Origin of the sequence: Lysobacter claricitrinus (genome assembly GCF_045866565.1) — a bacterium.
In the GTDB taxonomy this organism is placed as follows: Bacteria; Pseudomonadota; Gammaproteobacteria; order Xanthomonadales; family Xanthomonadaceae; genus Cognatilysobacter; species Cognatilysobacter claricitrinus.
The window spans coordinates 177,838-201,575 of record NZ_BAAFZV010000002.1; the positions used below are offsets into that span (position 1 = coordinate 177,838).

The window sequence follows — 23,738 nt, forward strand, 5'->3', positions numbered from 1 at the left end:
CGCCCATGTCCCGTCCCGCCCGTGTTACCCGCCTCGCGACCGGCATGCCGGCGTCGGACGGCGCTGGCGTCAAGCTCACGCGCGTGATCGGTACGCCGCAGCTCGATCATCTCGATCCGTTCCTGATGCTCGACGAGTTCGGCACCGACCAGCCGCAGGACTACCTCGCCGGCTTCCCGGACCACCCGCATCGCGGCTTCGAGACCGTCACCTACATGCTCGACGGGCGCATGCGCCACCGCGACAACCACGGCAACGAAGGCGTGCTGGTGCCCGGCAGCGTGCAGTGGATGACCGCGGGGCGCGGGCTGGTGCACTCGGAGATGCCCGAGCAGCAGGAAGGCCGCATGCGCGGTTTCCAGCTGTGGGTGAACCTGCCGGCGCGCGACAAGATGGGCGAGCCGAAGTACCAGGAATTCGCGCCCGAGCGCATTCCGGTCGCGCAACCTGCTGCCGGCGTATCGGTAAAGGTGATCGCCGGCGAGGTCGATGGTTCGGTCGGGCCGATCGCGCAGCCGGCCACGTCGCCCGTCTATCTCGACATCGCGCTCGATGCAGGTGCGTCGTGGACGTACGAACTGCCCGAAGGCCACGCCGGCTTCGTGTACGTGTTCGAAGGCGATGCGAGCGTCGGCGGACAGCTCGTGCGCACGAAGCAACTCGGTGTGCTCGACGGCGGAAGCGTCGGATTCGAGGCGACTGGCGCGGCGCGCGTGCTGCTCATCGCGGGTCGACCCTTGCGCGAACCTGTCGCGCGCTACGGCCCTTTCGTGATGAACACGCGCGCGGAACTCGAGCAGGCCTTCGCGGATTACCAGGCCGGCCGCTTCTGAAATAACGGCCGGGCGCGTGCCCGGCCGTCGCCGTTACTTGCTCGTCAGCTGCGCGCCGCCGCCGGTGCCGAACCGCAGCGTGCTGCTCTGTGCGATCGCCTTCGCCAGATCGTCGTTCGACTTGGCCTGGATCCACAGATACGCGACGCGGCCGTCGGCGAGCGAGATCGCTGTCTCGCGTGCCTGCACGTCCGGCTGGCCCGCGAGTTCGCTGCGATACCAGTAGGTGTCGCGGCCGTCGATCTTCACTTCCTCGGCGCGATCGCCGCGATTCGGTTTGAACGGCGTCTGCGCGGCCAGGTACAGGCCGAACGCCTCGCTCCCGTCCGCGCGCATGGCGCGGCAGAACTGCGTGCCGCCTGCGGTTTTTGTTTCCCAGGTAAGGCCGCTGTCGGCGGGCAGCGTCGGGCAGGTCGTCGTGGCCTGTGCGTGCGCGTAGCCCCCCATCGCGAGCAGCGTGAAGCCGATCGTTGCGCGAATGGTCTTGACCATGATGTTCCCCATGCGTATCGCGGCGACGGCCGCGACCACAGCCCGAACATAGTCCGTTCCAAAGCGCTTGACAAATGATCTCTATTCAGGCTTGCGATGTCCCCGCCTGTCATGTCGCGGCGCGTCAAAAAAAGACGCGCCGCGTCACGTAAACACGGCGCGCCTCGGGTTTTTCCGGCGGAATCAGCGGCGATCGACGCGCACGGTGGCGTTGGGCGGCGATGCGAAATCCAGCGTGACCAGGGTCAGGCGCCAGGTCGCGTCGAGATCCGCCGTGGGCGACTTGGCCGAATCGAGCACCACGTCGTGCGACATGCCGCCCATCGAATGGCGGAAGCCGACGATCGCGGTTCCGGCCTGGATGCACTGCACGTTCGGCGGGCAGCGCGAATCGCTGTTGACGTCGACGTAGGTGAGTGTCGAGGCGTCGGGCAGGGTGATCGTCTCGCCCTTGGCGAGCGTCACCGGGGTTCCGGCGGCGACGGTGTGGCCGCCGCCCGCACCGGCGGACGCGCAGCCGGCGAGCAGGAGCAGGGGAAGGAACGCACTGGCGAGACGGGGCATCGGCGACTCCGGTCGAAGGGGACCCACCGAGCCTAGCCGGCCGTATGTCGTGGCGAGTTCACGGCTCGCGGCGGTCGTCCACCGTGGCGCGCCCGTCCGGCAGTACGCGGATGGTGATGCGGCGGCCGTATTCGCTATCGGCGGTCGGGCCGATGTCGCAGCTGCACAGCGCCTGCGCGAGCGCCGGGATGGTGTTGCTGTGGCCGACGACCAGCACCGTGCCGGTGGGATTCGCGCTGCGCAGCGCGCCGGCGAAATCCGCGGCCGGGCGCGCGGCGTCGTAGGTCGCCACGGCCAGGTGGTGCGCGGCGGCGATCGGTGCGGCCGTCTGCTGCGTGCGACGGTAGCCGCTGGCGTAGACGGCGGTGAGGGGTGTGTCGCGCAGGCGCGAGACCAGTTTGTCGACGCGCTTGCGGCCGGCCTGCGACAGCGACGGATCGCGCGGGTCGTCGTCGGCCTTTTCGGCGTGGCGGATCAGCACGAACGTGGTGCCGGGCTCGACGTCGGTGCGCGCGGTCGCGCACGCGCCGGGCAGCGCCAGCATGGACAACGCGACGAGCCGCAGGAACAGGCTGCGCATGGCGACGGTTTCCCCCAACCGGAATCCACGCATCACAGCGCGCCCGCGGGTGACGCGCATGTGCAGCTGGTCATGTCAGCGCGCGGCCAGCGTGATCAGCAGCCCGCGCGCGGCGGCGATGCGTTGCGCCGGCTCCGGCAGCTCGAGCTTCAGCTTCAGCTTGTCGGGGCCGTCCATCCTGTAGAGCTTGGGCTGGCCCTGGATGAGCCGGATCACCGCCATCGGATCGACGTTCGGCTTTTCGACGAACTGCACGCGCCCGTTCGACTCGCCCAGTTCCAGCTTGCGGATGCCCAGCCGCGTCGCGTCCAGCTTGAGTTCGGCGATCGCGAACAGGTTCTTCGCCGCATCCGGCAGCAGGCCGAACCGATCGATCATCTCGACCTGCAACTCGCGCAGCTCATCGACGTTCTTCGCGCTGCTGATGCGCTTGTAGAGTGTCAGGCGCGTGTGCACGTCCGGCAGGTAGTCGTCGGGAATGAGCGCCGGCACGTGCAGTTCGACGTCGGCGCCACGCGCTTCGGCCATGTCGACATCTGGCAGCTTGCCCTGGCGGATCGAACGCACCGCGCGCTCCAGCAGTTCGGTGTACAGGCTGAAGCCGACCTCCGTCATCTGCCCGCTCTGCTCTTCGCCGAGCAGCTCGCCCGCGCCGCGGATCTCGAGGTCGTGCGTCGCCAAGGTGAACCCGGCGCCGAGTTCGTCCATCGCGCTGATCGCGTCGAGGCGCTTGCGTGCGTCGTCGGTGATCGCCTTGCGATCGGGGATGACGAGGTAGGCATAGGCGCGGTGGTGCGAGCGGCCGACGCGCCCACGCAGCTGGTGCAGCTGCGCCAGGCCGAACTTGTCGGCGCGGTTGATGATGATGGTGTTCGCGTTGGGGATGTCGATGCCCGACTCGATGATCGTCGTCGACAGCAGCACGTTGAAGCGCTGCTTGTGGAAGTCGAGCATGACCTTTTCGAGCTCGCGCTCCGGCATCTGCCCGTGCGCGACGCCGATGCGCGCGTCGGGCACGAGTTCCTGCAGCTGGCGCTGCATGCGGCCGATGGACTCCACGTCGTTGTGCAGGAAGTAGACCTGGCCGCCGCGCGACAGCTCGCGCTGGAAGGCTTCGCGCAGCTGCGCGTCGTCCCAAGGCACCACGAATGTCTGCACCGCGAGGCGATGCGCGGGCGGCGTGGCGATGATCGACAGATCGCGCAGGCCGGCCATCGCCATGTTGAGCGTGCGGGGGATCGGCGTCGCCGTCAGCGTGAGCAGGTGCACGTTCGCGCGCAGCGCCTTCAGCGCCTCCTTCTGCCGCACGCCGAAGCGTTGCTCTTCGTCGACGATGACGAGGCCGAGGTCCTTGAACTTCACGTCCGGCTGCAGCAGGCGATGCGTGCCGACGATGACGTCGATGGTGCCTTCGGCAACCTTCTCCAGCTCCGCGGCGATCTCCTTCTTCGACTTGAAGCGGCTCAGCACTTCGACGCGGATCGGCCAGTCGGCGAAGCGGTCGCGGAAGTTGCGGTAGTGCTGCTCGGCCAGCAGCGTCGTCGGCACGAGCAGTGCGACCTGCTTGCCGCCCGCAGCCGCGGTGAACGCCGCGCGCACCGCGACTTCGGTCTTGCCGAAGCCGACGTCGCCGCAGACCACGCGGTCCATTGGCTGGCTCGACTGCAGGTCGCGTACGACCGCGCTGATCGCCGATGCCTGGTCCGGCGTTTCCTCGAACGGGAACGCGGCGGCGAACGGTTCGTACATGGTGCGGTCGACGTCGATCGCGAGCCCGGCGCGCGCCTGCCGCTTGGCCTGGATTTCGAGCAGTTCGGCGGCGACGTCGCGAACCTTCTCGGCCGCCTTCTTCTTCGCCTTCTGCCACTGCTCGCCACCGAGCGAATGCAGCGGCGCGGTTTCTTCCGACGCGCCGGAGTAACGATTGATCAGGTGCAGCTGCGCGACCGGTACGTACAGACGGTCGCCCTTGGCGTATTCGATGTCGAGGAATTCGCCGGGCGTGCCGCCGACGTCGAGCGTCACCAGCCCGCGATAGCGGCCGACACCGTGATCTTCGTGGACGATCGGCGCGCCTTCGGTGAGCTCGCCGAGGTCGCGGATGATCGCTTCCGGCTCGCGACCGACGCGCTTGCGACGCCGCGGCTGCGACGCGCGCTCCGGGAACAGTTGGCGTTCGGTGAGGACGGTGAAGGTCGGCGTCGAGATCGCGAAGCCGTCGTCGAGCGGGGCGACGGCGATCGCGACGAGCTTGTCGTGCGGCGTCGGCGCCGCCGGGCCGCGTTCGTAGAACGTCGTCCAGTCGGGCAGAACGGTCGGTGCGAGGCCGACCGCGTCGAACAGTTCAAGCAACGCTTCCCGACGGCCCGCGCTGTCGGCGGCGATCAGTACGTCGCCCGGATACGCGGCGAGGAACGATTTCAGCGAATCGGCCGCGGCGGGATCGCGTGGCGCGAGCGGCAGCGGCATCGCCGGCTGGTCGCCCAGCGCCTGCGCGCGGTCGAGCTGCGCGTGGTTCGCGCCGCAGACTTCGATACGCGAGGTTTCGTTGAACACGCCGCGCAACGCATCGGGCGACAGGTACAGCTCCGACGGCGGCAGCACCGGGCGTTCGACGTCGTGGCGACGCTGTTCGTAGCGATCGCCGGTCTGCGCCCAGAACTGGTCGGCGGCCTCGAAGCTGCCTTCGGTGACGATCGGCAGCACGCCGCGGTCGAGATAGTCGAACAGCGTGGCCGTGTCGTCGAAGAACAGCGGCAGGTAGTACTCGACGCCGCTGGGCGCGAGGCCCGATTTCAGGTCCTGGTAGAGCGAGCTGCGGCGCGTGTCGACGTCGAAACGTTCGCGCAGGCGTTCCAGTGCGCCCTTGAGCGCGGCGTCGTCCAGCGGCAACTCGCGGCCCGGCAGCAGATGGATGCGCTCCATCTTCTCCAGCGAGCGCTGCGATTCGGGATCGAACACGCGGATGGTGTCGATCTCGTCGTCGAGCATTTCGATGCGGAACGGCTGGTCGGCACCCATCGGATAGACGTCGAGCAGGCCGCCGCGCACGGCGAAATCGCCGGGGTCGAGCACCTGCGGCACGTGGCGGTAGCCCGCGGCTTCGAGGCGACGCTTCTCCGAGTCGAGATCCAGCCGCTGGCCGACGCGAACGTCGAAGCTGCCGCCGACCACGTGCCTGGGCGGCGCGAGGCGCTGCATGAGCGTCTGCACCGGCAGCACCACCACGCCCCGCTTGAGGTGGGGCAGCCGATGCAACGTCGCCAGGCGCTGGCTGACGATGTCGGGGTGCGGGCTGAACGCGTCGTAGGGCAGCGTTTCCCAGTCGGGGAACGCGAGCACCGGCGTGTCGCCATCGACACCGGCACGCGGGCCGAGCAGCGTGCGCAGGTCGCCCTCGAGCTGGTGCGCAGTCTGGTTGTCGCGGGTGATTGCGAGCAACGGGGCGTCGTGTGCGGTCGCCGTGGCGGCGATGTGGAAGGCGAGCGCGGACGGCGAGAGCGGCGCGCGCCACCAGGCGCGCTGCTGGCCGGCTTTCGGCAGCGGCGGAACGGGAAGGAGAGGGGTCGACATGAGGCGCGCGATTCTACTGAAGCGCGTCGCACGCCCTGAGTACGGTCATCGGCGCGGCAGGTCCAGCGCCACCCGCACCAGCGACGGATCGCGTCCGGCGTCGGCCTTGTGGAAGCCCAGCGACTCGGCCAGCCCGATCACGTCGGCGTCCTGCGGCAGTTCGCCGCGAAGCGTCGCCAGCCCGCGACTGCGCGCCCACTTGGCCACGCGGGTCAGCAGGTAGCGGCGCATGCCCATGCCGGCGACGAAGCGGCTGACGAGGATGCTGAAGTCGCCTTCTTTCCCCGCAGCGTCGGTCTGCACGTGGGCGATCGCGCCGATGAGGGCTTCGCCGGGGGAGTCGAGGTCGGTGGCGACCAGGGTGAACTCGGTGCGCGGGTTCGGCCGCGCCAGGCGTTCGGCGTCGGAGGCCGACAAGTCGTCGCTGCGGGCCAGTCCCGCCCGCGCCGCGTCCGGTTCGAGGAGCGCAAACCCCGCACGCAGCGGCTCGGCGTCCTCCGGGCGGATGGGACGGATCAGCACCTCACGGCCGTTCGGAAGACGATGGCGTTCGTGCCAGGGCGGGAGACGGTCGCGCGCTGCCATCGCTGGATCGTTCCAGAATGCGCGTGAGCCTTCCGTCGTCTGGAGCCCGCGTGACCCAACCGCAGTCGAACCAGCGACAGTCAGCGCGCGGCGGCCCGGCGACCAGCGTGCCACCGCGCGACCACTGCCGCTTCGCTGCATGAGCGACGCTCCCGCGCGCCCGACGTTCCGCGCCGCGTTGCGGTTCTGGCTGCTGCTGGGCTGCATCAGCTTCGGCGGCCCCGCCGGGCAGATCGCGATCATGCATGCCGAGCTGGTCGACCGCCGGCGCTGGATCGACGAGACCACGTTCACCCGCGCGCTCGACGTCTGCATGCTGCTGCCCGGCCCGGAAGCGATGCAGCTGGCGACATGGATCGGTTGGCGCCTGCACGGATTGCGCGGCGGGCTGGTCGCCGGCGCGCTGTTCGTGCTGCCGGCATCGCTGCTGCTGGCGGCGCTGTCGTGGATGTATTTCGCGGGACAGTCGCTGCCGGCCACGGCAGGCATCGTGTTCGGCCTGCAGGCATCGGTGCTGGGGCTGCTCGCGTCGGCGCTCGAGCGCCTCGGGCGTCGCGTGCTGAAGACGGTGACCGCGCGACTGCTCGCACTCGGTGCGCTGATCGCGGTGGCGGTCGCGCACGTCGCGTTCCCGTGGGTGATGCTGGCGGCGGCGCTCATCGGATGGGCGACGCAGCGCCGGTGCCATCCCGATGTAGCGCCAGTCGACGTGGGAGCATCGCCGTCGATCGCGCGCAGCGCCGGGGTGTTCGCGATGCTGGCGACGGCGTGGCTGGCCCCGCTCGTGGCGCTCGCGGCGTGGCTCGGTCGCGGCAGCACGAGCGTCGCCGTCGGCGCGTTCCTGTCGCGCGCCGCGTTGTTCACCTTCGGCGGCGCGTACGCCGTATTGCCGTACGTGGCGGGGCAGGCGGTCGACACCTACGGCTGGCTGTCGACCGACCGCATGATGGCGGGCCTCGCGCTGGCCGAAACCACGCCGGGCCCGCTGATCCTCGTGCTCGAGTACGTCGGCTTCGCAGCGGGCTGGGCGCATCCGGACCTGCCGTCGACCACGGCGTCGGCATTCCTTGCCGCGGCGGTCGCGGTGTGGGCGACGTTCCTGCCGAGTTTCCTGCTGGTGCTGACGCTCGCGCCGTGGGTCGACCGCATCGGCCGATGGCGGCCCGCGGCGGCCGCGTTGTCGGGCATTACTGCCGCGGTGGTTGGCGTGATCGCGCAACTGGCGCTGTGGTTCGGCGCCACGCTGCTCACGCGCGTCGATGCCGCGCACGCGGTGGCCGCGATCGCACTGGCCGCGGGCGTTTTCGTCGGCGCCCGACGCAGCTTGCCGGTCTACGTGCTCGTGCCCACCTGCGGTGTGCTCGGCGTTGTGATCGACACGATCCTGCGCTGATGCGCGGTGCATGCACGGCCGATTGGTAGACTCGCCGGCCTATCTGAACCGGGACGATCCATGGCTGGCGGCGATTCCACCCGCGCGATCTTCTTCGCGCTAGGCGCGAACCTCGCGATTGCAGCGGCGAAAGGCGTCGCGGCGTTCTTCACCGGCTCGAGCGCGATGCTCGCCGAGACCGTGCATTCGCTGGCCGACTGCGGCAACCAGGTGCTGCTGCTGGTCGGCGTCCGCCAGTCGCAGAAACCGCCGTCGCCGAACTATCCGCTGGGCTACGGCAAGGCCATCTACTTCTGGTCGTTCCTGGTCGCGGTGATGCTGTTCACCATCGGCGGCATGTTTTCGCTGTACGAGGGCATCCACAAGCTGTCGAACCCCGAGCCCGTGCGGCAATGGTGGTGGGCTGCCGGCGTGCTCACGTTCGGCGTGATCGCCGAGGGCATCTCGATGCGCGCCTGCATGCAGGAAGTGAACAAGGCACGCGGTGGACGCTCGCTGGCGCAATGGTTCCGCGAGACGCGCCAGGGCGAGCTGCTGGTGATCTTCGGCGAGGACCTCGCGGCGCTGGCGGGCCTCGTGCTCGCGCTGGTCGCGGTGATGCTGTCGGTCGTCACCGGCAATCCGATCTGGGACGCGGTCGGCACGATCGCGATCGGCGTGCTGCTGATCGTCGTCGCGGTGATGGTCGGCATCGGCATCAAGGCCATGCTGATCGGCCAGAGCATGGACCCGCTGCGCGAACGCGAACTCTGCGACTACCTGAAGGCACGGCCCGAGATCGAGCGCGTGCTCAACCTCATCACCGTGCAGCTCGGCAACCACGCGGTCGTGTCGGTGCAGGCGCAGATGCGCGAGGCGGGCAGCGCGACGGCGATGGTCCACGCCATCAACACCGTCGAGCGCGAAATGAAGGCGACGTTCCCCGAGGTGCGCTGGAGCTTCTTCGAGCCCGACCTGCCGGACAAGTCGGGCGCGGCGGTCAACGACTGATCAGGCCGGCGCCTTGAACCATTCGACGCGCCACGCCGCGCCGGTCGGCTCGCCGAGCACATCGGCGAGCACCGGTAACAGCTCGCGCATGCGCTGGTCGAACCGGTAAGGCGCATTGAGCAGCAACAGGCCGCTGCCGTTCATGCGCAGCGGCGAGTCGTCCGGCCGCACCAGCAGCTCGGCCACCATCACCGACTTCGCCGGCATCGTCGCCATCGAGCGGTAGGCGCGCTGCAACGCGCGCCGCTGCTTGATCGGATACCACAACGCGTACGTGCCCTGCGGCCAGCGTTCGAGTGCGTCGCGCAGCGCGCGCAGCGCGGTCTCGAACTCCTGCAGCTGCGCTTCGAACGGCGGATCGATCAGCACCAGCCCGCGACCGAAGCGTTCCTCGCCGATGCGCGGCGGAAGAAGGGCGTGCATCGCGCCGTAGCCGTCGCGCGCGTGCACGGCGACGCGCGCATCTCCGGCCATCGCGGACTTCAGCGCGTCCGCTTCTTCGGGCTGCAGCTCGCAGCAGGTGATGCGGTCCTGCGCGCGCAGCGCGTGCGTGAGCAGCCACGGCGAGCCGGGGTAGGCGTTCGGCCCATGCGCGTTGCGGCAGGCGGTGATCGCATCGACATACGCGCGCAGCGGCGCCGGTTCGGTGCCCGGTTGCAGGCGGTCGATTCCGCCGACGCCGCCGGACGCCTCACCCGTGCGCTTCGCCTGCGCCGCATCGAGGTAATACAGGCCGCGACCGGCGTGGGTATCCAGCGCGAACAGGGGCGCGGGCTTGGCGACGAGGGCGTCGCACAGCGCGAGCAGCGCGGCGTGCTTGAGGACGTCGGCGTGGTTGCCGGCGTGGAAGGCGTGGCGATAGTTCATGCCGGATAGGGTACGCGGGTAGGCGGTGGCACACTGGCGGCCGAATCGGAGGGGCACATGGGGCGGATCCTGCTGGTCGAAGACGAGAGCGCGATCGCACGGACGGTGGAGTTCGCGCTGCGCGAGGACGGCTTCGAGGTCGAGCACGCGCTCACCGGCGGCGACGCGCTGCGCCTGGCTGCCGCGGGCACGCACGATCTCGCCATCCTCGACGTCGGCCTGCCCGACATCGGCGGCTTCGCGCTGTGCCGCGAACTGCGCCGTGGCCGCGACCTGCCGGTGATCTTCCTCACCGCGCGCGACGCCGAGGCCGATCGCGTGCTGGGTTTCGAGATCGGCGCGGACGACTACGTCGCCAAACCGTTCTCGCCGCGCGAACTGGTCGCGCGCGTGCGCGCCGTGTTGCGCCGCAGCCGGGGCGCCGCGCCGACCGGCGGATTCGCGCATGACGCCGAAGGTCATCGCGTGAGCTGGCGCGGTCGTGTACTGGACCTGACACGCTACGAATACGGCCTGCTCGCCGCGCTTTTGCAGCGGCCCGGCGCGATCCTGACCCGCGCACAGTTGATGGACCGCGTCTGGGGCACCGACAGCGATAGCACCGACCGCACCGTCGACACGCACATCAAGACGCTGCGGGCGAAGCTGCGCGACGTCGATCCGGATGCCGACCCGATCCGCACCCAACGCGGCCTCGGCTACTCGCTGCACGTCGACTGACATGCGCATCGGCCTGCGCATCTTCCTCGGCTACTTCGCGATCGTCGCGCTGGCCGGGTTGCTTGTGACGAAGGTATTCGTCGCGCAGGTGAAGCCCGGCGTTCGCCAGGCGATGGAAGACACGCTGGTCGACACCGCGAACGTGCTCGCGGAACTCGCGGCCGATGATCTTGCGTCCGGCCATATCGCCGACGGCCGTTTCGCGCAGCACGTGCGTGCACTGCGCGGCCGTGATCCGGGCGCGGCGATCTGGGGCTTCTCCAAGCGCGCGGCGACCTACCGCATATACGTCACCGACGCGCACGGCATCGTGGTGTTCGACAGCACCGGTCGCGATGTCGGGCGGGATTATTCCAAGTGGAACGACGTCTACCGCACGCTGCACGGCCAGTACGGCGCGCGGTCGACCGCGGAAAACCCGAAAGATCCGTATTCGACGGTGATGCACGTCGCCGCGCCTGTGCGTGATGCGCAGGGTGCGTTGATTGGCGTGCTCACCGTCGCCAAGCCCAATCGCGCGTTGCAGCCGTTCATCGATCGCAGCCAGACCATTATCACGCGCTGGGGGGCGGTGCTGCTGGGTGTCGCGTTGATGACCGGGCTCGCCGCGGCATGGTGGCTGTCGAACCAGCTCGGGCTGTTGCGGCGTTACGCGCAGTCGGTCACTGCGGGCGAACGCGCGACGCTGCCATCGACCGCCGGCGAATTCGCCGAGCTCGGACATGCGCTGGAAACCATGCGCACCAAGCTCGAAGGCAAGCAGTACGTCGAGCAGTACGTGCATTCGCTGACGCACGAGATGAAGAGCCCGCTTGCGGCGATCCGCGCGAGTGCGGAGCTGCTGGAACAACCACTGGCGGACGTCGATCGCGCTCAGTTCGTCGCCGGCATTCGCGCGCAGAGCGATCGCATGGCGCAGATGATCGACAAGCTGCTCGCGCTTGCGGCGGTCGAGCATCGGCAGACGCTGGAGTCGCCGCAACCGGTGGACATCCGGGCGCTCGTCGACGACGTGCTCGCCGACTGCCGCGAGCGGTTGCGCGCGCGCGGGCAGGCGATCAACGCGACTGTCGCTTCGGATCTCCCGCATCCGCCGGGTGACGCATTCCTTTTGCGCCAGGCGCTGTCCAACCTCGTCGAGAACGCGTCGGATTTCGCGCCCGACGCCAGCGTCATCGAACTGCGCGTCGACCACGATGGCAACGACGTCGTGCTGCGCGTGCTCGACCGCGGCGCAGGTGTGCCGGACTACGCGAGTGGCCGCGTCTTCGAGCGTTTCTATTCGCTGCCGCGTCCGGGTGGCGCCAGCCGAAGCAGCGGGCTCGGGCTGTGTTTCGTCGCCGAGGTGGCCGACCTGCACGGTGGCCGCGCCTCGCTGCGCAATCGCGCAGGTGGCGGCGCCGAAGCCCGCATCGACCTGCCGGCCTGACTTCATACCCGCTTCACCGTCCGGCCATCGCCGGCGCACGGCCGCGCGCCAGGCTCGTCGCACCTTCATACGGATGGGCGACATGCGCATCGGATTCAAACTGGTGCTAGTAGCGGTGATGACGGTCCTGATCCTCATCCCGCTGGCGATGGTCAACGGACTCATCGGGGAGCGGGAGCGTTATCGCGACCAGGCGGTGACCGACATCGGCAACATGTACGGCGGTCGACAGACGCTCGTGGGCCCGGTGCTCACCGTGCCGTATTCGGAAATGGCGGACGTCGAGGAAACCGGGCGCGACGGCATCGTGCGCACGGTGCGCAAGCGCCAGTCGTTCGAATGGACGTTCTTCCCGACGCGCCTGGACGCGACCGGTCCGCTGGTCCCCGCGACCCGGAAACGCGGCCTGTACCGGGTGCCGGTGTACGAGTGGAACGGCGTCGTCACCGCCGATTTCGAGGTGCAGATTCCAACGGATGCTGCCGACACCGACCGCATCATCGGCACGCCCGTGCTCGGCTATGCGCTCTCCGACGTGCGCGGCCTGCACGGCACGCCGCGCGTGCGCATCGACGGTCGCGACGTCGCGCTGCAGGAGGGCGCGGGCGCGCGTGACGACGCCGGCATGCACGCGACGCTGGCGACACCCGCGCCCGGGGCGCGGTTTTCGCTGACATCGCGGCTGGACGTGCAGCTGGCGGGCACGCAGTCGCTGGCCTTCGTTCCGGTCGGCAAGCGCAACACAATCGACATCCATTCGACATGGCCGCACCCGAGCTTCCAGGGGCTGTCGCCGTGGCGTAGCGACGTATCGAACGCGGGCTTCAAGGCGCAGTGGCAGGTGGCGTCGATCGCCACCGATGCGCAGCGCCAGTACTACGCACGGCAGGCGGCCAACGTACGTGCGATCTCGAACACCATCGTCGATGGCGGCGCATTGCCGACGCTCGGCGTCGTGCTCGACGATCCGGTCGATGCCTACACCATGGCCGACCGCGCGACGAAGTACGGCGTGCTGTTCGTCGCGATCACGTTCGTCGGCTTCTTCATGTTCGAAGTGATCCGGCAGTTGCCGATCCATCCCATCCAGTACGGGCTGGTCGGCCTCGCGCTGGTGATCTTCTTCCTGCTGCTGGTCAGCCTCAGCGAGCACATTCCGTTCCCGACGGCGTACGTGATCGCGAGCGCGGCCTGCATCGGGTTGATCGGCTTCTACCTGAGCGCGGTCTTGCGCAGCGCACTGCGAGGCACCGCGTTCGCGGTGATGCTGGGCCTTCTCTACGCCGCGCTTTACGGGTTGCTGATATCCGAAGACAACGCGCTGGTGCTCGGCTCCGTGTTGCTGTTCGCGATCCTTGCCGCGGTGATGGTGGCGACGCGGCGGCTCGACTGGTACCGCGTCGGTTCGACCACACCACGGACGGCATGAGGGACGTGCGTCGGGGCGCGACGATGCGAGTCGTCGCGCCTTCGTCGTCAGCGTGCGTCGATCACCAGTTCGACGCCGAGGCCACCGAAGTAGTCCTGCTCCGAGCGCACATCGGCCTTCAACAGCGGCCGACTCTCGAACCATGGGCGCGACAGCGTCAACGTCAGCAACTCGCCTTCGGCACGTGCGGCGAGTTGCGGGATCGGTTCGGCGTCATGCCCGCGATGCAGCACAACCGCGACCCGCAGCAACGCGGCGAGGTGCCGGGCCGAGGCCAGGAGGCGATCGGGCAGGGCGTCGAAATCGCTCTTGTGCAGGCGACGGCGATGCGTGCGCACCAGTGCGGCAAGGAACTGCTGCTGCTGTTGCGAGAAACCGGAGATATCCGAGTTCTCGATCACGTAGGCGCCGTGCAGGTGGTACTTGCTGTGCGCGATGGTGAGGCCGAGTTCATGCAGGCGCGCCGCACGCGCCAGCATCAGGCGGTCGTCGCCGTCCAGCGACCAGTCGCCCGCGACCTGGTCGAACAGCCGCATCGCGGTGTCCTCGACGCGTTGCGCCTGCGCGCGATCGATGCCGTAGCGCTCCATCAGCGCGATCACCGACGCCTCGCGCGGATCGTCCGAGCCGCCGCGGCCGATCATGTCGTACAGGATGCCTTCGCGCATCGCCGCCTTGCTGACGGCCACGCGCGTCAGGCCGAGCGCGTCGAACGCGGCCTCCATGACCAGCAGACCGCCGGCGATGATCGCCTGGCGATCCGCGGACAGACCCGGCAGTTCGATGTCCTCGATGCGTTCGGACTGCAGCAGGCGGTCGCGCACCTGTGGCAATGCTTCGGCGGTGATCGCGCCCTTGGTCAGCTTCATGGCCGCGCAGATTTCGCCGATCGCTTTCGCGGTGCCCGACGAGCCGAGCGCCTCGTCCCAGCCCAGCGAGCGATACGTGCCGGCGAACTGCTGCAGCTCGGCGCTGACCGCCGCGACACCGACGCGCCACGCCTTGCGCGAAAGTTTGCCGTCGGCGAAGAATCGGCGCGTGGTGGCGATCGCGCCGACCTGCACGCTTTCGCGTTCGATCGCCTCGAACCCGCTGCCGATGATGAATTCGGTCGAGCCGCCACCGATGTCGATGACGAGCCGAAGATGCCCCGTCTTGGGCGGCTGCTCGTGCGCCACGCCGAGATAGATCAGGCGCGCTTCTTCGCGGCCCGCCACGACTTCGATGGGATGGCCGAGCGCGCTTTCCGCCGGTGCGAGGAAGGCCTGCGGCATCGCGAGGCGGCGCACGGTGTTGGTGGCGATGGCGCGCATGTGCTGCGGCGGGATGTCGCGCACGCGCTGGCCGAAACGCGCCAGACATTCCAGCGCGCGTTCGCGCACCGGCGCGGACAGGCCGCCGGCAGCGTCGAGGCCTTCGGCGAGCCGCACGGTCTCCTTGATGCGGTCGACGATGCGGAGCTGGCCGAGCACGTAACTCGCCACCACCATGTGGAAGCTGTTCGAACCGAGATCGACCGCGGCCAGCAGGTCGCCGTCCTGCAGCGGAAGCCGCGCCGTGTGCAGCAGGCCATTCATGGGTGCATCACCCGCAGAACTTCGACAGCAGCTTGGCCTGCGCCGAATGCGGCGGCTCGCCGTCCTCAGGCAGCACGCGTGCATAGCGACCGTCGGCGTGAAGTTCCCACGCGTTGCAGTTGTCGGCGAGATAGTTTTCCAGCGCTTCGGCGAACACGCGTCGCGATACGCGCGGATCGACGATGACGAAACCGGTTTCGACGCGACGCAGCAGGTTGCGCTCCAGCCAATCGGCGCTGCCGCAGAGCAGTTCCGGCTCGCCGCCGTTCTCGAACCAGTAGACGCGCGAATGTTCGAGGAACCGCCCGACGATCGAGCGCACGCGAATGTTGTCGGACACGCCGGGAACGCCGGGACGCAGCGAACACGCGCCGCGCACGATCAGGTCGATGCGCACGCCGGCCTGCGACGCCTTGTACAGCTCGCGGATGACCTGCGGCTCGTTGAGCGCGTTCATCTTGGCGATGATTCGCGCGGGCTTTCCGGCGCGCGCGTTGCGCGCCTCGCGCTCGATGCGCATCAGCATGCCGCTGTGCAGCGTGAACGGTGCCTGCAACATGCGGCGCAGCTCCAGCGACGGCGCAAGGCCCGAGATCTGCTGGAACATCAGGTGCACGTCGTGGCCGATGTCGGCGTCGGCGGTCATCAGGCCGATGTCGGTGTACGCACGTGCCGTGCCCGGGTGGTAATTGCCGGTGCCCAGGTGCACGTAGCGCGCCAGCTTGCTGCCCTCGCGCCGCACGATCAGCATCATCTTTGCGTGCGTCTTGTAGCCCACCACGCCGTACACGACCTGCACGCCCGCAGCCTGCAGGCGATCGGCAAGACCGAGGTTCGCTTCCTCGTCGAAACGTGCGCGAAGTTCGACGACGACGGTGACGTCCTTGCCGTTGCGGGCGGCCTGGATCAGGTGCTCGACGATCTGCGAATCCTTGCCGGCGCGATACAGCGTCTGCTTGATCGCAAGCACGTGCGGATCTTCCGCCGCCTGCCGCAGCAGTTCGAGCACCGGCATGAAGGAATCGAACGGGTGGTGCAGGACGACGTCGCGCGCCGCGATCGTCTCGAACATCGACTCCACGCCCGGCAGGATGCGCGGCGTGAACGGCGGGAACTTCAGATCCGGCCGGCGCACGAGGTCGTACACCTGGATCGCACGGTTGAGGTTCACCGGACCGTTGATGCGGTAGACCGCGGACTCGTCGAGTTCGAAGTTCTGCAGCAGCAGGCCGACGATGTCATCCGGGCACTGCTCGGCGATTTCCAGCCGCACCGCACGCATGTAGCCGCGGCCGAGCAGCTCGTCGCGCAGTGCCAGCGCGAGGTTCTCGACTTCTTCCTCGTCGACCAGCAGCTCGGAATTGCGGGTGACGCGGAACTGGTACGCGCCCTTCACGGTCATGCCGGGGAACAGCTCGTCCACGAACGCCGACAGCATGGCCGACAGGAACACGAAATCGGTCGGGCCGCCCGACACCGCCTCCGGCAACTGGATGATGCGCGGCAACGAGCGCGGTGCACGCACGATGGCGAGGTGGCCGGCACGGCCGAATGCGTCGCGACCGTCGAGCACGACGACGATGTTCAGCGATTTGTTGAGGATCTTCGGAAACGGATGCGCGGGATCGAGTCCCAGCGGCGACAGCACCGGCAGGATCTCGTCGCGAAAATGCGCACGCAGCCATGCGGACTGGTCGTCCGTCCACGCGTCGCGATGCAAGACGCGCACGCCGGCGTTGGCCAGTGCCGGACGCAGTACGTCGTTCCAGCATTCGTACTGCGACTTGACCAGATCCGCCGCGCGTTCGTGGATGCGCGCGAGCGTTGCGGACGGCACCAGGCCATCGGGCCCTGCAGCGAGGCCGAGCTCCTGTGCATGCTGCAGCGTGCCGGCACGGATCTCGAAGAACTCGTCGAGGTTGGTGCAGCTGATGCACAGGTAACGCAGGCGCTCGAGCAGCGGCACGGCGTCGTCCTGCGCCTGCGCGAGAACGCGGAAGTTGAAGTCGAGTTGCGAAAGCTCGCGGTTGAAGTACAGCGCCGGATCACGCAGCAGGTCGTCGGAGACGTCGGTTTCGGCATTCATGCGATCTGCTCCAGCGGCTGCCGCCCGCGCACGCGCGCCGCGCCGAAATGACAGGAAAACGTGCTGCCCACGCCCACTTCGCTGCGGATGTCGAGCCGCGCCTGGTGGAGGTTGAGCACGTGCTTGACGATCGAAAGCCCCAGCCCGGTGCCGCCGCTCTCGCGCGAGCGGCTGGTCGACACGCGATAGAAGCGTTCGGTGATGCGTGGAAGGTGTGCGGCGGGAATACCGTAACCGGTGTCGGTGACCGACAGCATCACGCCATCCGCACCGTCGATGTCGCGCTCGCTTTCCCAGCCGATGCGGATGCGACCGCCAGCCGGCGTGTAGCGCACCGCATTGGCGACGAGGTTGGAAAACGCGCTGTGCAGTTCCTTGGGCGAGCCGTAAAGGTCGACATCCGCGCGGTCGTCGACGTCGATCTCGTGGCGGTTCTGGCTGAGCGCCAGCGCTTCGCGGCGAAGTGCGGCGAGCATGCCCGCCATCGGAATCACTTCCTCGGTCGGCAGTTCGGCGCGCGATTCGAGCCGCGACAGCGTGAGCAGGTCTTCGACGAGCTGCGTCATGCGCGATGACTGGCGCTGCATTTCCGCGACCATCGGCGCCCATTCAGGCTGGTCGGCCGGGTCGAGCATGTCGAGGTAGCCATGCAGCACGGTCAGTGGCGTGCGTAGTTCGTGCGAGACATTCGCGACGAAATCGCGACGCACCTGCTCGAGCTGCAGCAGCCGGCTGACGTCGCGCGCCACCAGCAGCCACAGCTCGTCGGAGTAGGGCAGCAGGCGCAGGCTGAGCGTCACGTTGCCGTTGAGAGGCGAGCCGATCTCGAGCGGTTCCGCGTGGCGACCGCGTGCCAGCCACGATGCAAGTGGCAACGCGGGCAGGCTTTCGACGATGGAGCGATCGACGTCGCCCGGATAGCGCAGGCCGAGCAGCGTGGTGCCGGCTTCGTTGAACCACACCACGCGCTGGGTGTCGCGCTCGACCACGATCACCGCGTCGGGCAACACCGTCGCCGCGGCGCGGTATGCGCGCAGCATGCCGACCAGCCTGCGCTTGCGGACGCGCGCGCTGCCCTGCCGGCTGTGCAGCAGGCGCTCGATCTCGCCATAGATGTCGGCCGATGCATCGGGGCGCGCGTGGCGCCCCGCGGTGAGTCGCGCGACCAGCCCGGCGACGCGCCACATCTGCCAGCCGATCGCCGCGATGGCGCCTATGGCCAGGCCCAGCGCGGGGCGTTGCGCGATCGCGCCGCACAGAAGCCCGGCACCGGTCGGGATCGCGACCAGTCCGAGCGTGCGCAACCAGGCGGATCGGGCGCTGGACGTCATGCCGCGCAGTCTAAACGGCGGCGGCCGCCCGCCGGCCGCGGAATACGTCGTCAAGACCGCAGTACTCAGATTTCGGGCGAGGCGGAGAACCGGTAACCCGCGCCACGCACGGTCTGCACCATGCCGTCGAGCCCGTACGGCTCGAGGGTCTTGCGCAGGCGGCGGATGTGCACGTCGATCGTGCGTTCCTCGACGTAGACCGAACCGCCCCACACATGATCGAGCAGCTGCGAGCGCGAGTAGACACGGTCGGGATGCGTCATGAAGAAGTGCAGCAGGCGGTATTCGGTCGGGCCGATCTGCACCGGCTGCTCGCCGGCATCGGTGCGCGCGAGCACGCGATGCGCCGCGCCGTCGATGCGCAGCGTGCCCACGGTGATCGAGCCGTCCTCGTCGTCCTCGCGCGTGCGGCGGAGCACGGCGCGGATGCGGGCCAACAACTCGCGCGCGGAAAAAGGCTTGACGACGTAGTCGTCGACGCCGGCTTCGAGCCCGCCGACGCGATCGTTCTCCTCGCCGCGCGCGGTGAGCATGATGATCGGCACTTCGCGGGTCAGTGTTTCGCGCCGCCAGCGGCGGGCGAGGTCGAGACCGCTGGTGCCGGGCAGCATCCAGTCGAGCAGGATCAGGTCCGGCACGCGATCGGCGATGGCTTCCTGCGCCTGGCGCGCATCACCCGCGTGCACGGGGTCGAACTCGCCCTTGCGCAGGGCGAAGGCGACCATGTCGCGAATCGCGGGTTCGTCTTCGACGATCAGGATGCGCTTGTGCACTCGGCCACCGGGGTCCTTCGGATGACCGCACTACACTACCGTTTGGTTACACACCCGTGACAGCGCCGGCGTCAGCGCTTGAGATCCTCGTCGCGGATGCCCTGCCGCTTGAGCTCCAGCACCGTCGGCGTGATCTCGGCGATGCGCGCGTCGATGCGCGAGCGGGCGTAGTAGTCGAGGTCGCCGCGCTTCTTGAGGTTGTTGAGCTGGGCCAGCGCCAGTTCCGGGCGGCCACTCAGGTACGCCGCTTCGGCGTGCGCCTCGCCGGCACGCACCGGATCGCCGGCCAGTTCGCTCGCGCGCGCGAAGGTGCGCTGGAACAGCGGATCGTCCGAAAGCGTGGCCATCAGCGGCCGCAGGATGGCCTGTGCGCGCTTGCCGGCAGCCGCATTGCCGCGCTCGGCCAGCACCTTGGCGTAGGTGAGAACGATCGCGCGGCTGGTCGGTGCTTTTTTCACCAGCGCTTCGAAGCGGGCGTCGGCCGACGTGCCGTCGCCGGTTGCCGCTTCCGCCTCCGCGAGCGCGAGTTGCGGCCACACGTCGGCAGGGCGCTGGTTGGCGACGGTGGTCAGAAGCGGCAGCGCGGTCTTCGGCTGGCCGGCCTGCAGGTAGGCGACGGCCAGGCCGTACTGTTCCGGCGCGTTCAGAGCACGCGCATGGCGCAGCCCGTCGTATTCGTGGATCGCTTCCGCGGGCGTCGGCGCGCTCATCACGCGAAGGCGCTCGCGCGCGTAGTCGAACAGGCCGGTCGGGCCGGTGCCGGTGCTGGCGTCGACGCGGAGGCCGCCCGGGAGTAGCGGATTGTCGGTCGCGAACGTGGCGCCGTAATTGGGCTGCTCGCGCAGGCGTTCGGCGCGGTCCTTGGCTTCTGTGATGCGCGACAGCGTGACCGGGTGGCTGCGCAGGTAGTCGGGCGACTCGTCGCCGTACGCGCTGGCTTCGTTGGTGCGCGAGCGCGTCTGCAGCTTCTCGAAGAAATCGGCCATGCCGCGCGGGTCGAAATGGCTGCGCGCGAGCACCTGCATGCCGACGCGGTCGGCCTCGGCTTCGCTGGCCCGCGTGTAGTTGATCGCGCGCTGCTCGGCCAGTCCCATCGCTGCGACCATAGCGGCCTGCGCGGCATCGTCCGACGAATTGCCGTGCGCCTGCTGGGCGACGACGATGGCGCCGAGCATCGCCAGCAGCGTCGGCAGCTGATCCTGCTTCTGTCGCTCGACGGCGCGCAGCACGTGCTGCTGCGTGATGTGCGAGATCTCGTGGGCGAGCACGCCGGCGACTTCGTCCTCGCGATCGGCGGCAAGCACCAGTCCCGAGTTGACGCCGACGTAGCCGCCGAGCGTCGCGAACGCATTGATCTGCCGCTCGCGCAGCATGAAGAACGTGTACGTCCGCTTGTTGTCGTCGCTGGCGCCGGCGAGGCGGTGGCCGAGCGTGTCGAGCCAGCTGTCGATCAGCGGGTCTTCGAGCACGTAGTCCATGTGCCGTAACTGCGCGAGCGTCATCGCGCCGTAATACGACTCCTGCGCCGGCGTGATGAGTTCGCCTGCGGACGAACCGATGTCGGGCAGGCGGCCTTGTTGCGCAGCGACGGGCGCGACGCCGACGACGGCGACCAGGGCGGCGGTCAGGAGCGAAATACGACGCAAGCGGAATTCCCCATGGCGCGCGACGGTGCCGCCTCGCATCGCGAGCATGCCGCGACGGCGGCCGTCAGGCGTGAATCGTCTGTTAAGTGCGACGTTCGACCGCATTGCCGCTGGATCGTTCCATCGCTGTGTTCCAGCGCCGGGGCTGGAAATGGCCGTTCCCGGCGTCCATAGTCCCCCGCGATTCCCGCGGGAGAGCCGTCTTGAGCAGCGCCAACATCGTCATCTACAGCACCGCCGTCTGCCCGTATTGCGTGGCCGCGAAGAACTTCCTGCAGAGCAAGGGCCAGACCTGGACCGAAGTGCGCATCGACCTCGACGCCACCGAACGTCAGAAGATGGTCGCGGCCACCGGCCGCACCAGCGTGCCGCAGATCTTCATCAACGACACGCACGTCGGCGGCTACGACGACATGATCGCGCTGCATCGCAAGGGCGGGCTCCAACCGCTGCTCGAGGGCCGCGCATGAGCGCCCAGAACGAGAAGGACCGCGTCGCCGAGTTCACCGCGTTCCGCAAGCGCATGAACGAGCGGATCCTCGCCGAGCCCAACCAGGTCGTACGCCGCTTCTTCGCGCTCGACACCCAGACCTACCAGGCCGGCGCGCTCGACCTGAAGACCAAGGAGCTGCTGGGCCTGGTCGCGTCGATGGTGCTGCGCTGCGACGACTGCATCAGCTACCACGTCGCCCAGTGCAAGGAAGCCGGCGTCGATCGCGACGAGATGTTCGAGGCGTTTTCGGTCGGGCTGGTGGTCGGCGGTTCGATCGTCATCCCGCACCTGCGCCGCGCGGTCGATTTCCTCGACCGTCTGGAGCAGGGTGAGTCCGCGCCGGCCGCGCACGACCACGGCTGACCGCGTCGCCACCGCCGCTTCGAGACCAAGGCCCGGGCGCTGAACCCGGGCCTTCGGCATAATGGGCGGCTCAATTCGGCGCCGTACAGCCACGTTCGGCCGCCATTTCCCGGAAATCAGAAATGACGCAAACGATCACGGTCATCCGCGGCGACGGCATCGGCCCGGAAATCATGGACGCCACCCTCAAGGTTCTCGATTCGATGAACCTCGGCCTGTCCTACGAGTTCGCCGACGCGGGCCTCGTCGCCTACGAGAAGACCGGCGAGCTGCTGCCGGCGGCGACGATGGATTCGATCCGCAAGAACCGCATCGCGCTGAAGAGCCCGCTGACCACGCCGGTCGGCGAAGGCTTCTCGTCGATCAACGTCGAGCTGCGCAAGCGCTTCGACCTGTACGCGAACGTGCGCCCCGCGATCTCGTTCCCGAACACCAAGTCGCGCTTCGGTAGCGGCGTCGACCTGATCACCGTCCGCGAGAACACCGAGGGCGCGTACATCGGCGAAGGCCAGTCGGTGTCGGAAGACGGCGAAACCGCCGTGCTGACGCAGAAGGTCACGCGTCGCGGTTCCGAGCGCATCGTGCGCTACGCGTTCGAACTCGCACGCCGCACCGGCCGAAAGAAGGTCACGGTGGTGCACAAGGCGAACATCCTGAAGTCGACGTCGGGCCTGTTCCTCAAGACCGCCCGCATCGTCGCGCAGGAATACACCGACATCGAGTGCAACGAGATGATCGTGGACAACTGCTGCATGCAGCTGGTCATGAAGCCGGAGCAGTTCGACGTCATCGTCACCACGAACCTCTTTGGCGACATCATTTCCGACCTGTGCGCGGGCCTGGTCGGCGGCCTCGGCCTCGCGCCCGGCGCGAACATCGGCACCGACGCGGCGATCTTCGAAGCCGTGCACGGCACTGCGCCCGACATCGCGGGGCAGGGCAAGGCGAACCCGTGCGCGCTGCTGCTGGGCGCAGCTCAGATGCTTGACCACCTCGGCAAGTGCGCGGACGCCGAGCGCCTGCGCAAGGCCATTGTCGCCACGCTCGAAGCTAAGGATTCGCTGACGCCGGATCTCGGCGGCACGGGCACCACGACGACGTTCGCCGAGGCGATCACGCGACGCCTGTGATGCACGTGGCCGCAGCGCGGTTGATGCCTTGCGCCGCGGCCGCTTTTTCATTGACAGGGACCGGCCGGCAGCAGAGAATGCCCACCCTTTCGCGGCGCTGGCGCGCGACGGAAGTACCGGCCGGGGCATAGCGCAGTCTGGTAGCGCATCTGGTTTGGGACCAGAGGGTCGGGGGTTCGAATCCCTCTGCCCCGACCACCCGGCCTGGCCGGACCTGCTCACGGAGTTTGCTCGGGATACGCGCCCGTAGCTCAACCGGATAGAGCACCGGCCTTCTAAGCCGGTGGTTGCAGGTTCGATTCCTGCCGGGCGCGCCACGCAGTGATGAATGAAATCGAGTGCGTGCGGTGATGTTCGCCGCCGCACACTGAGATACTGAAATGCCGGTGTGCTGTTGCTCTTGGGCAGCCCGCCACAGGTTCTACGGTGGCTGTAGCTCAGCTGGTTAGAGTACTGGATTGTGATTCCAGATGTCGGGGGTTCGAGTCCCCTCAGCCACCCCAGTTTGTTTTCGCGGTTGTGTCTTTCGCGATAGCTGTTAAAATTGCAGCGCGGGCCGTTAGCTCAGTTGGTAGAGCAGTTGACTCTTAATCAATAGGTCCAAGGTTCGAATCCTTGACGGCCCACCATCTTGAAAGCACCCGGTTCGCCGGGTGCTTTTTTCTTTTGCGGCAGAGCCTTTGGCCGCATGCGCGAAAGTGGCGGAATTGGTAGACGCACTGGATTTAGGTTCCAGCGCCGCAAGGCGTGCGGGTTCGAGTCCCGCCTTTCGCACCACGCCGTACGGAAACGTCGCTTGCGGCATTGACTACGCGCCGTCGCGCGCGGAGTGACGCGCTTGCCGTGATTCGACGGTTGCGGGTCACGGTTGCCACCCACGAAGG

At 68.4% G+C, this 23,738-nt stretch carries 20 protein-coding genes and 5 tRNA genes; 14 read left to right on the plus strand and 11 right to left on the minus strand.

Features of this window, described 5'->3' with window-relative positions:
- Positions 1–5: 5 nt before the first annotated feature.
- Positions 6–833, plus strand: a complete 828-nt coding sequence (locus ACKTTN_RS05525) for a pirin family protein (RefSeq protein WP_407908890.1) — start codon at positions 6–8, stop codon at positions 831–833.
- Between the two features lie 33 nt (positions 834–866).
- On the opposite strand, the gene ACKTTN_RS05530 is transcribed toward ACKTTN_RS05525, so the two are convergent.
- The 5 genes from ACKTTN_RS05530 to ACKTTN_RS05550 all read right to left on the minus strand — a co-directional run bounded on the left by ACKTTN_RS05530 (position 867) and on the right by ACKTTN_RS05550 (position 6,627).
- Positions 867–1,337 (minus strand): hypothetical protein, encoded by a 471-nt coding sequence (locus ACKTTN_RS05530; RefSeq protein ID WP_407908891.1) that lies wholly within the window; start codon positions 1,335–1,337, stop codon positions 867–869.
- Between the two features lie 171 nt (positions 1,338–1,508).
- Complete coding sequence (locus ACKTTN_RS05535) at positions 1,509–1,889, minus strand: hypothetical protein (RefSeq protein WP_407908892.1); 381 nt, start codon at positions 1,887–1,889, stop codon at positions 1,509–1,511.
- A 58-nt stretch (positions 1,890–1,947) separates the two neighbouring features.
- Positions 1,948–2,469 carry a SixA phosphatase family protein gene (locus ACKTTN_RS05540; RefSeq protein WP_407908893.1) on the minus strand — a complete coding sequence of 174 codons (522 nt, stop codon included), beginning with the start codon at positions 2,467–2,469 and terminating at the stop codon, positions 1,948–1,950.
- Positions 2,470–2,544: 75 nt separating this feature from the next.
- Positions 2,545–6,042: a transcription-repair coupling factor gene (mfd, locus tag ACKTTN_RS05545; protein ID WP_407908894.1), complete on the minus strand. Its 3,498-nt coding sequence runs from the start codon at positions 6,040–6,042 to the stop codon at positions 2,545–2,547.
- A 45-nt stretch (positions 6,043–6,087) separates the two neighbouring features.
- Positions 6,088–6,627: a GNAT family N-acetyltransferase gene (locus ACKTTN_RS05550; RefSeq protein WP_407908895.1), complete on the minus strand. Its 540-nt coding sequence runs from the start codon at positions 6,625–6,627 to the stop codon at positions 6,088–6,090.
- A 139-nt stretch (positions 6,628–6,766) separates the two neighbouring features.
- On the opposite strand from ACKTTN_RS05550, the gene chrA reads away from it, so the two are divergent.
- Both chrA and ACKTTN_RS05560 read left to right on the plus strand, forming a co-directional pair.
- Positions 6,767–8,020 carry a chromate efflux transporter gene (chrA, locus tag ACKTTN_RS05555; RefSeq protein ID WP_407908896.1) on the plus strand — a complete coding sequence of 418 codons (1,254 nt, stop codon included), beginning with the start codon at positions 6,767–6,769 and terminating at the stop codon, positions 8,018–8,020.
- Positions 8,021–8,080: 60 nt separating this feature from the next.
- A complete protein-coding gene (locus ACKTTN_RS05560; RefSeq protein ID WP_407908897.1) occupies positions 8,081–9,010 on the plus strand; it encodes a cation diffusion facilitator family transporter in 930 nt (309 codons plus the stop codon).
- Here ACKTTN_RS05560 and ACKTTN_RS05565 read toward each other — a convergent pair whose 3' ends face one another.
- Positions 9,011–9,877 (minus strand): 23S rRNA (adenine(2030)-N(6))-methyltransferase RlmJ, encoded by an 867-nt coding sequence (locus tag ACKTTN_RS05565; protein WP_407908898.1) that lies wholly within the window; start codon positions 9,875–9,877, stop codon positions 9,011–9,013.
- Positions 9,878–9,934: 57 nt separating this feature from the next.
- Here ACKTTN_RS05565 and creB point away from each other — a divergent pair, with 57 nt between their 5' ends.
- The 3 genes from creB to creD all read left to right on the plus strand — a co-directional run bounded on the left by creB (position 9,935) and on the right by creD (position 13,455).
- Entirely contained in the window at positions 9,935–10,597 is a 663-nt protein-coding gene (gene creB / locus ACKTTN_RS05570) for a two-component system response regulator CreB (protein ID WP_407908899.1), read from the plus strand.
- A gap of 1 nt (position 10,598) precedes the next feature.
- Positions 10,599–12,026, plus strand: coding sequence for a two-component system sensor histidine kinase CreC (gene creC / locus ACKTTN_RS05575; RefSeq protein ID WP_407908900.1), 1,428 nt, complete (start codon positions 10,599–10,601; stop codon positions 12,024–12,026).
- A gap of 82 nt (positions 12,027–12,108) precedes the next feature.
- Positions 12,109–13,455: a cell envelope integrity protein CreD gene (gene creD, locus ACKTTN_RS05580; RefSeq protein WP_407908901.1), complete on the plus strand. Its 1,347-nt coding sequence runs from the start codon at positions 12,109–12,111 to the stop codon at positions 13,453–13,455.
- A gap of 47 nt (positions 13,456–13,502) precedes the next feature.
- Here the strand turns inward: creD and ppx are convergent, their stop codons facing one another.
- The 5 genes from ppx to ACKTTN_RS05605 all read right to left on the minus strand — a co-directional run bounded on the left by ppx (position 13,503) and on the right by ACKTTN_RS05605 (position 20,868).
- Positions 13,503–15,032 (minus strand): exopolyphosphatase, encoded by a 1,530-nt coding sequence (gene ppx / locus ACKTTN_RS05585; protein WP_407908902.1) that lies wholly within the window; start codon positions 15,030–15,032, stop codon positions 13,503–13,505.
- A gap of 7 nt (positions 15,033–15,039) precedes the next feature.
- Positions 15,040–17,118, minus strand: coding sequence for a polyphosphate kinase 1 (ppk1, locus tag ACKTTN_RS05590; RefSeq protein WP_407908903.1), 2,079 nt, complete (start codon positions 17,116–17,118; stop codon positions 15,040–15,042).
- Positions 17,115–18,449 carry a phosphate regulon sensor histidine kinase PhoR gene (phoR, locus tag ACKTTN_RS05595; protein ID WP_407908904.1) on the minus strand — a complete coding sequence of 445 codons (1,335 nt, stop codon included), beginning with the start codon at positions 18,447–18,449 and terminating at the stop codon, positions 17,115–17,117. The genes ppk1 and phoR overlap by 4 nt, the downstream gene beginning before the upstream one ends.
- Before the next feature lie 65 nt (positions 18,450–18,514).
- Positions 18,515–19,222 carry a phosphate regulon transcriptional regulator PhoB gene (phoB, locus tag ACKTTN_RS05600; protein ID WP_407908905.1) on the minus strand — a complete coding sequence of 236 codons (708 nt, stop codon included), beginning with the start codon at positions 19,220–19,222 and terminating at the stop codon, positions 18,515–18,517.
- A gap of 71 nt (positions 19,223–19,293) precedes the next feature.
- Entirely contained in the window at positions 19,294–20,868 is a 1,575-nt protein-coding gene (locus tag ACKTTN_RS05605) for a M48 family metalloprotease (protein WP_456237282.1), read from the minus strand.
- A 203-nt stretch (positions 20,869–21,071) separates the two neighbouring features.
- Between ACKTTN_RS05605 and grxC the strand changes: the two genes are divergently transcribed.
- The 8 genes from grxC to ACKTTN_RS05645 all read left to right on the plus strand — a co-directional run bounded on the left by grxC (position 21,072) and on the right by ACKTTN_RS05645 (position 23,631).
- Positions 21,072–21,338: a glutaredoxin 3 gene (grxC, locus tag ACKTTN_RS05610; RefSeq protein WP_407908906.1), complete on the plus strand. Its 267-nt coding sequence runs from the start codon at positions 21,072–21,074 to the stop codon at positions 21,336–21,338.
- Positions 21,335–21,724 (plus strand): carboxymuconolactone decarboxylase family protein, encoded by a 390-nt coding sequence (locus ACKTTN_RS05615; RefSeq protein WP_407908907.1) that lies wholly within the window; start codon positions 21,335–21,337, stop codon positions 21,722–21,724. Before grxC ends, ACKTTN_RS05615 begins: the two co-directional genes overlap by 4 nt.
- Positions 21,725–21,846: 122 nt before the next feature.
- Entirely contained in the window at positions 21,847–22,854 is a 1,008-nt protein-coding gene (locus ACKTTN_RS05620; RefSeq protein ID WP_407908908.1) for an isocitrate dehydrogenase, read from the plus strand.
- A gap of 121 nt (positions 22,855–22,975) precedes the next feature.
- Positions 22,976–23,052, plus strand: a tRNA-Pro gene (locus tag ACKTTN_RS05625).
- 42 nt (positions 23,053–23,094) lie between these two features.
- Positions 23,095–23,171: transfer RNA gene (locus ACKTTN_RS05630), tRNA-Arg, on the plus strand.
- A gap of 109 nt (positions 23,172–23,280) precedes the next feature.
- A tRNA-His gene (locus ACKTTN_RS05635) sits at positions 23,281–23,357 on the plus strand.
- A 50-nt stretch (positions 23,358–23,407) separates the two neighbouring features.
- Positions 23,408–23,483 (plus strand) — tRNA-Lys (locus ACKTTN_RS05640).
- A 63-nt stretch (positions 23,484–23,546) separates the two neighbouring features.
- Positions 23,547–23,631 (plus strand) — tRNA-Leu (locus ACKTTN_RS05645).
- Positions 23,632–23,738 lie beyond the last annotated feature (107 nt).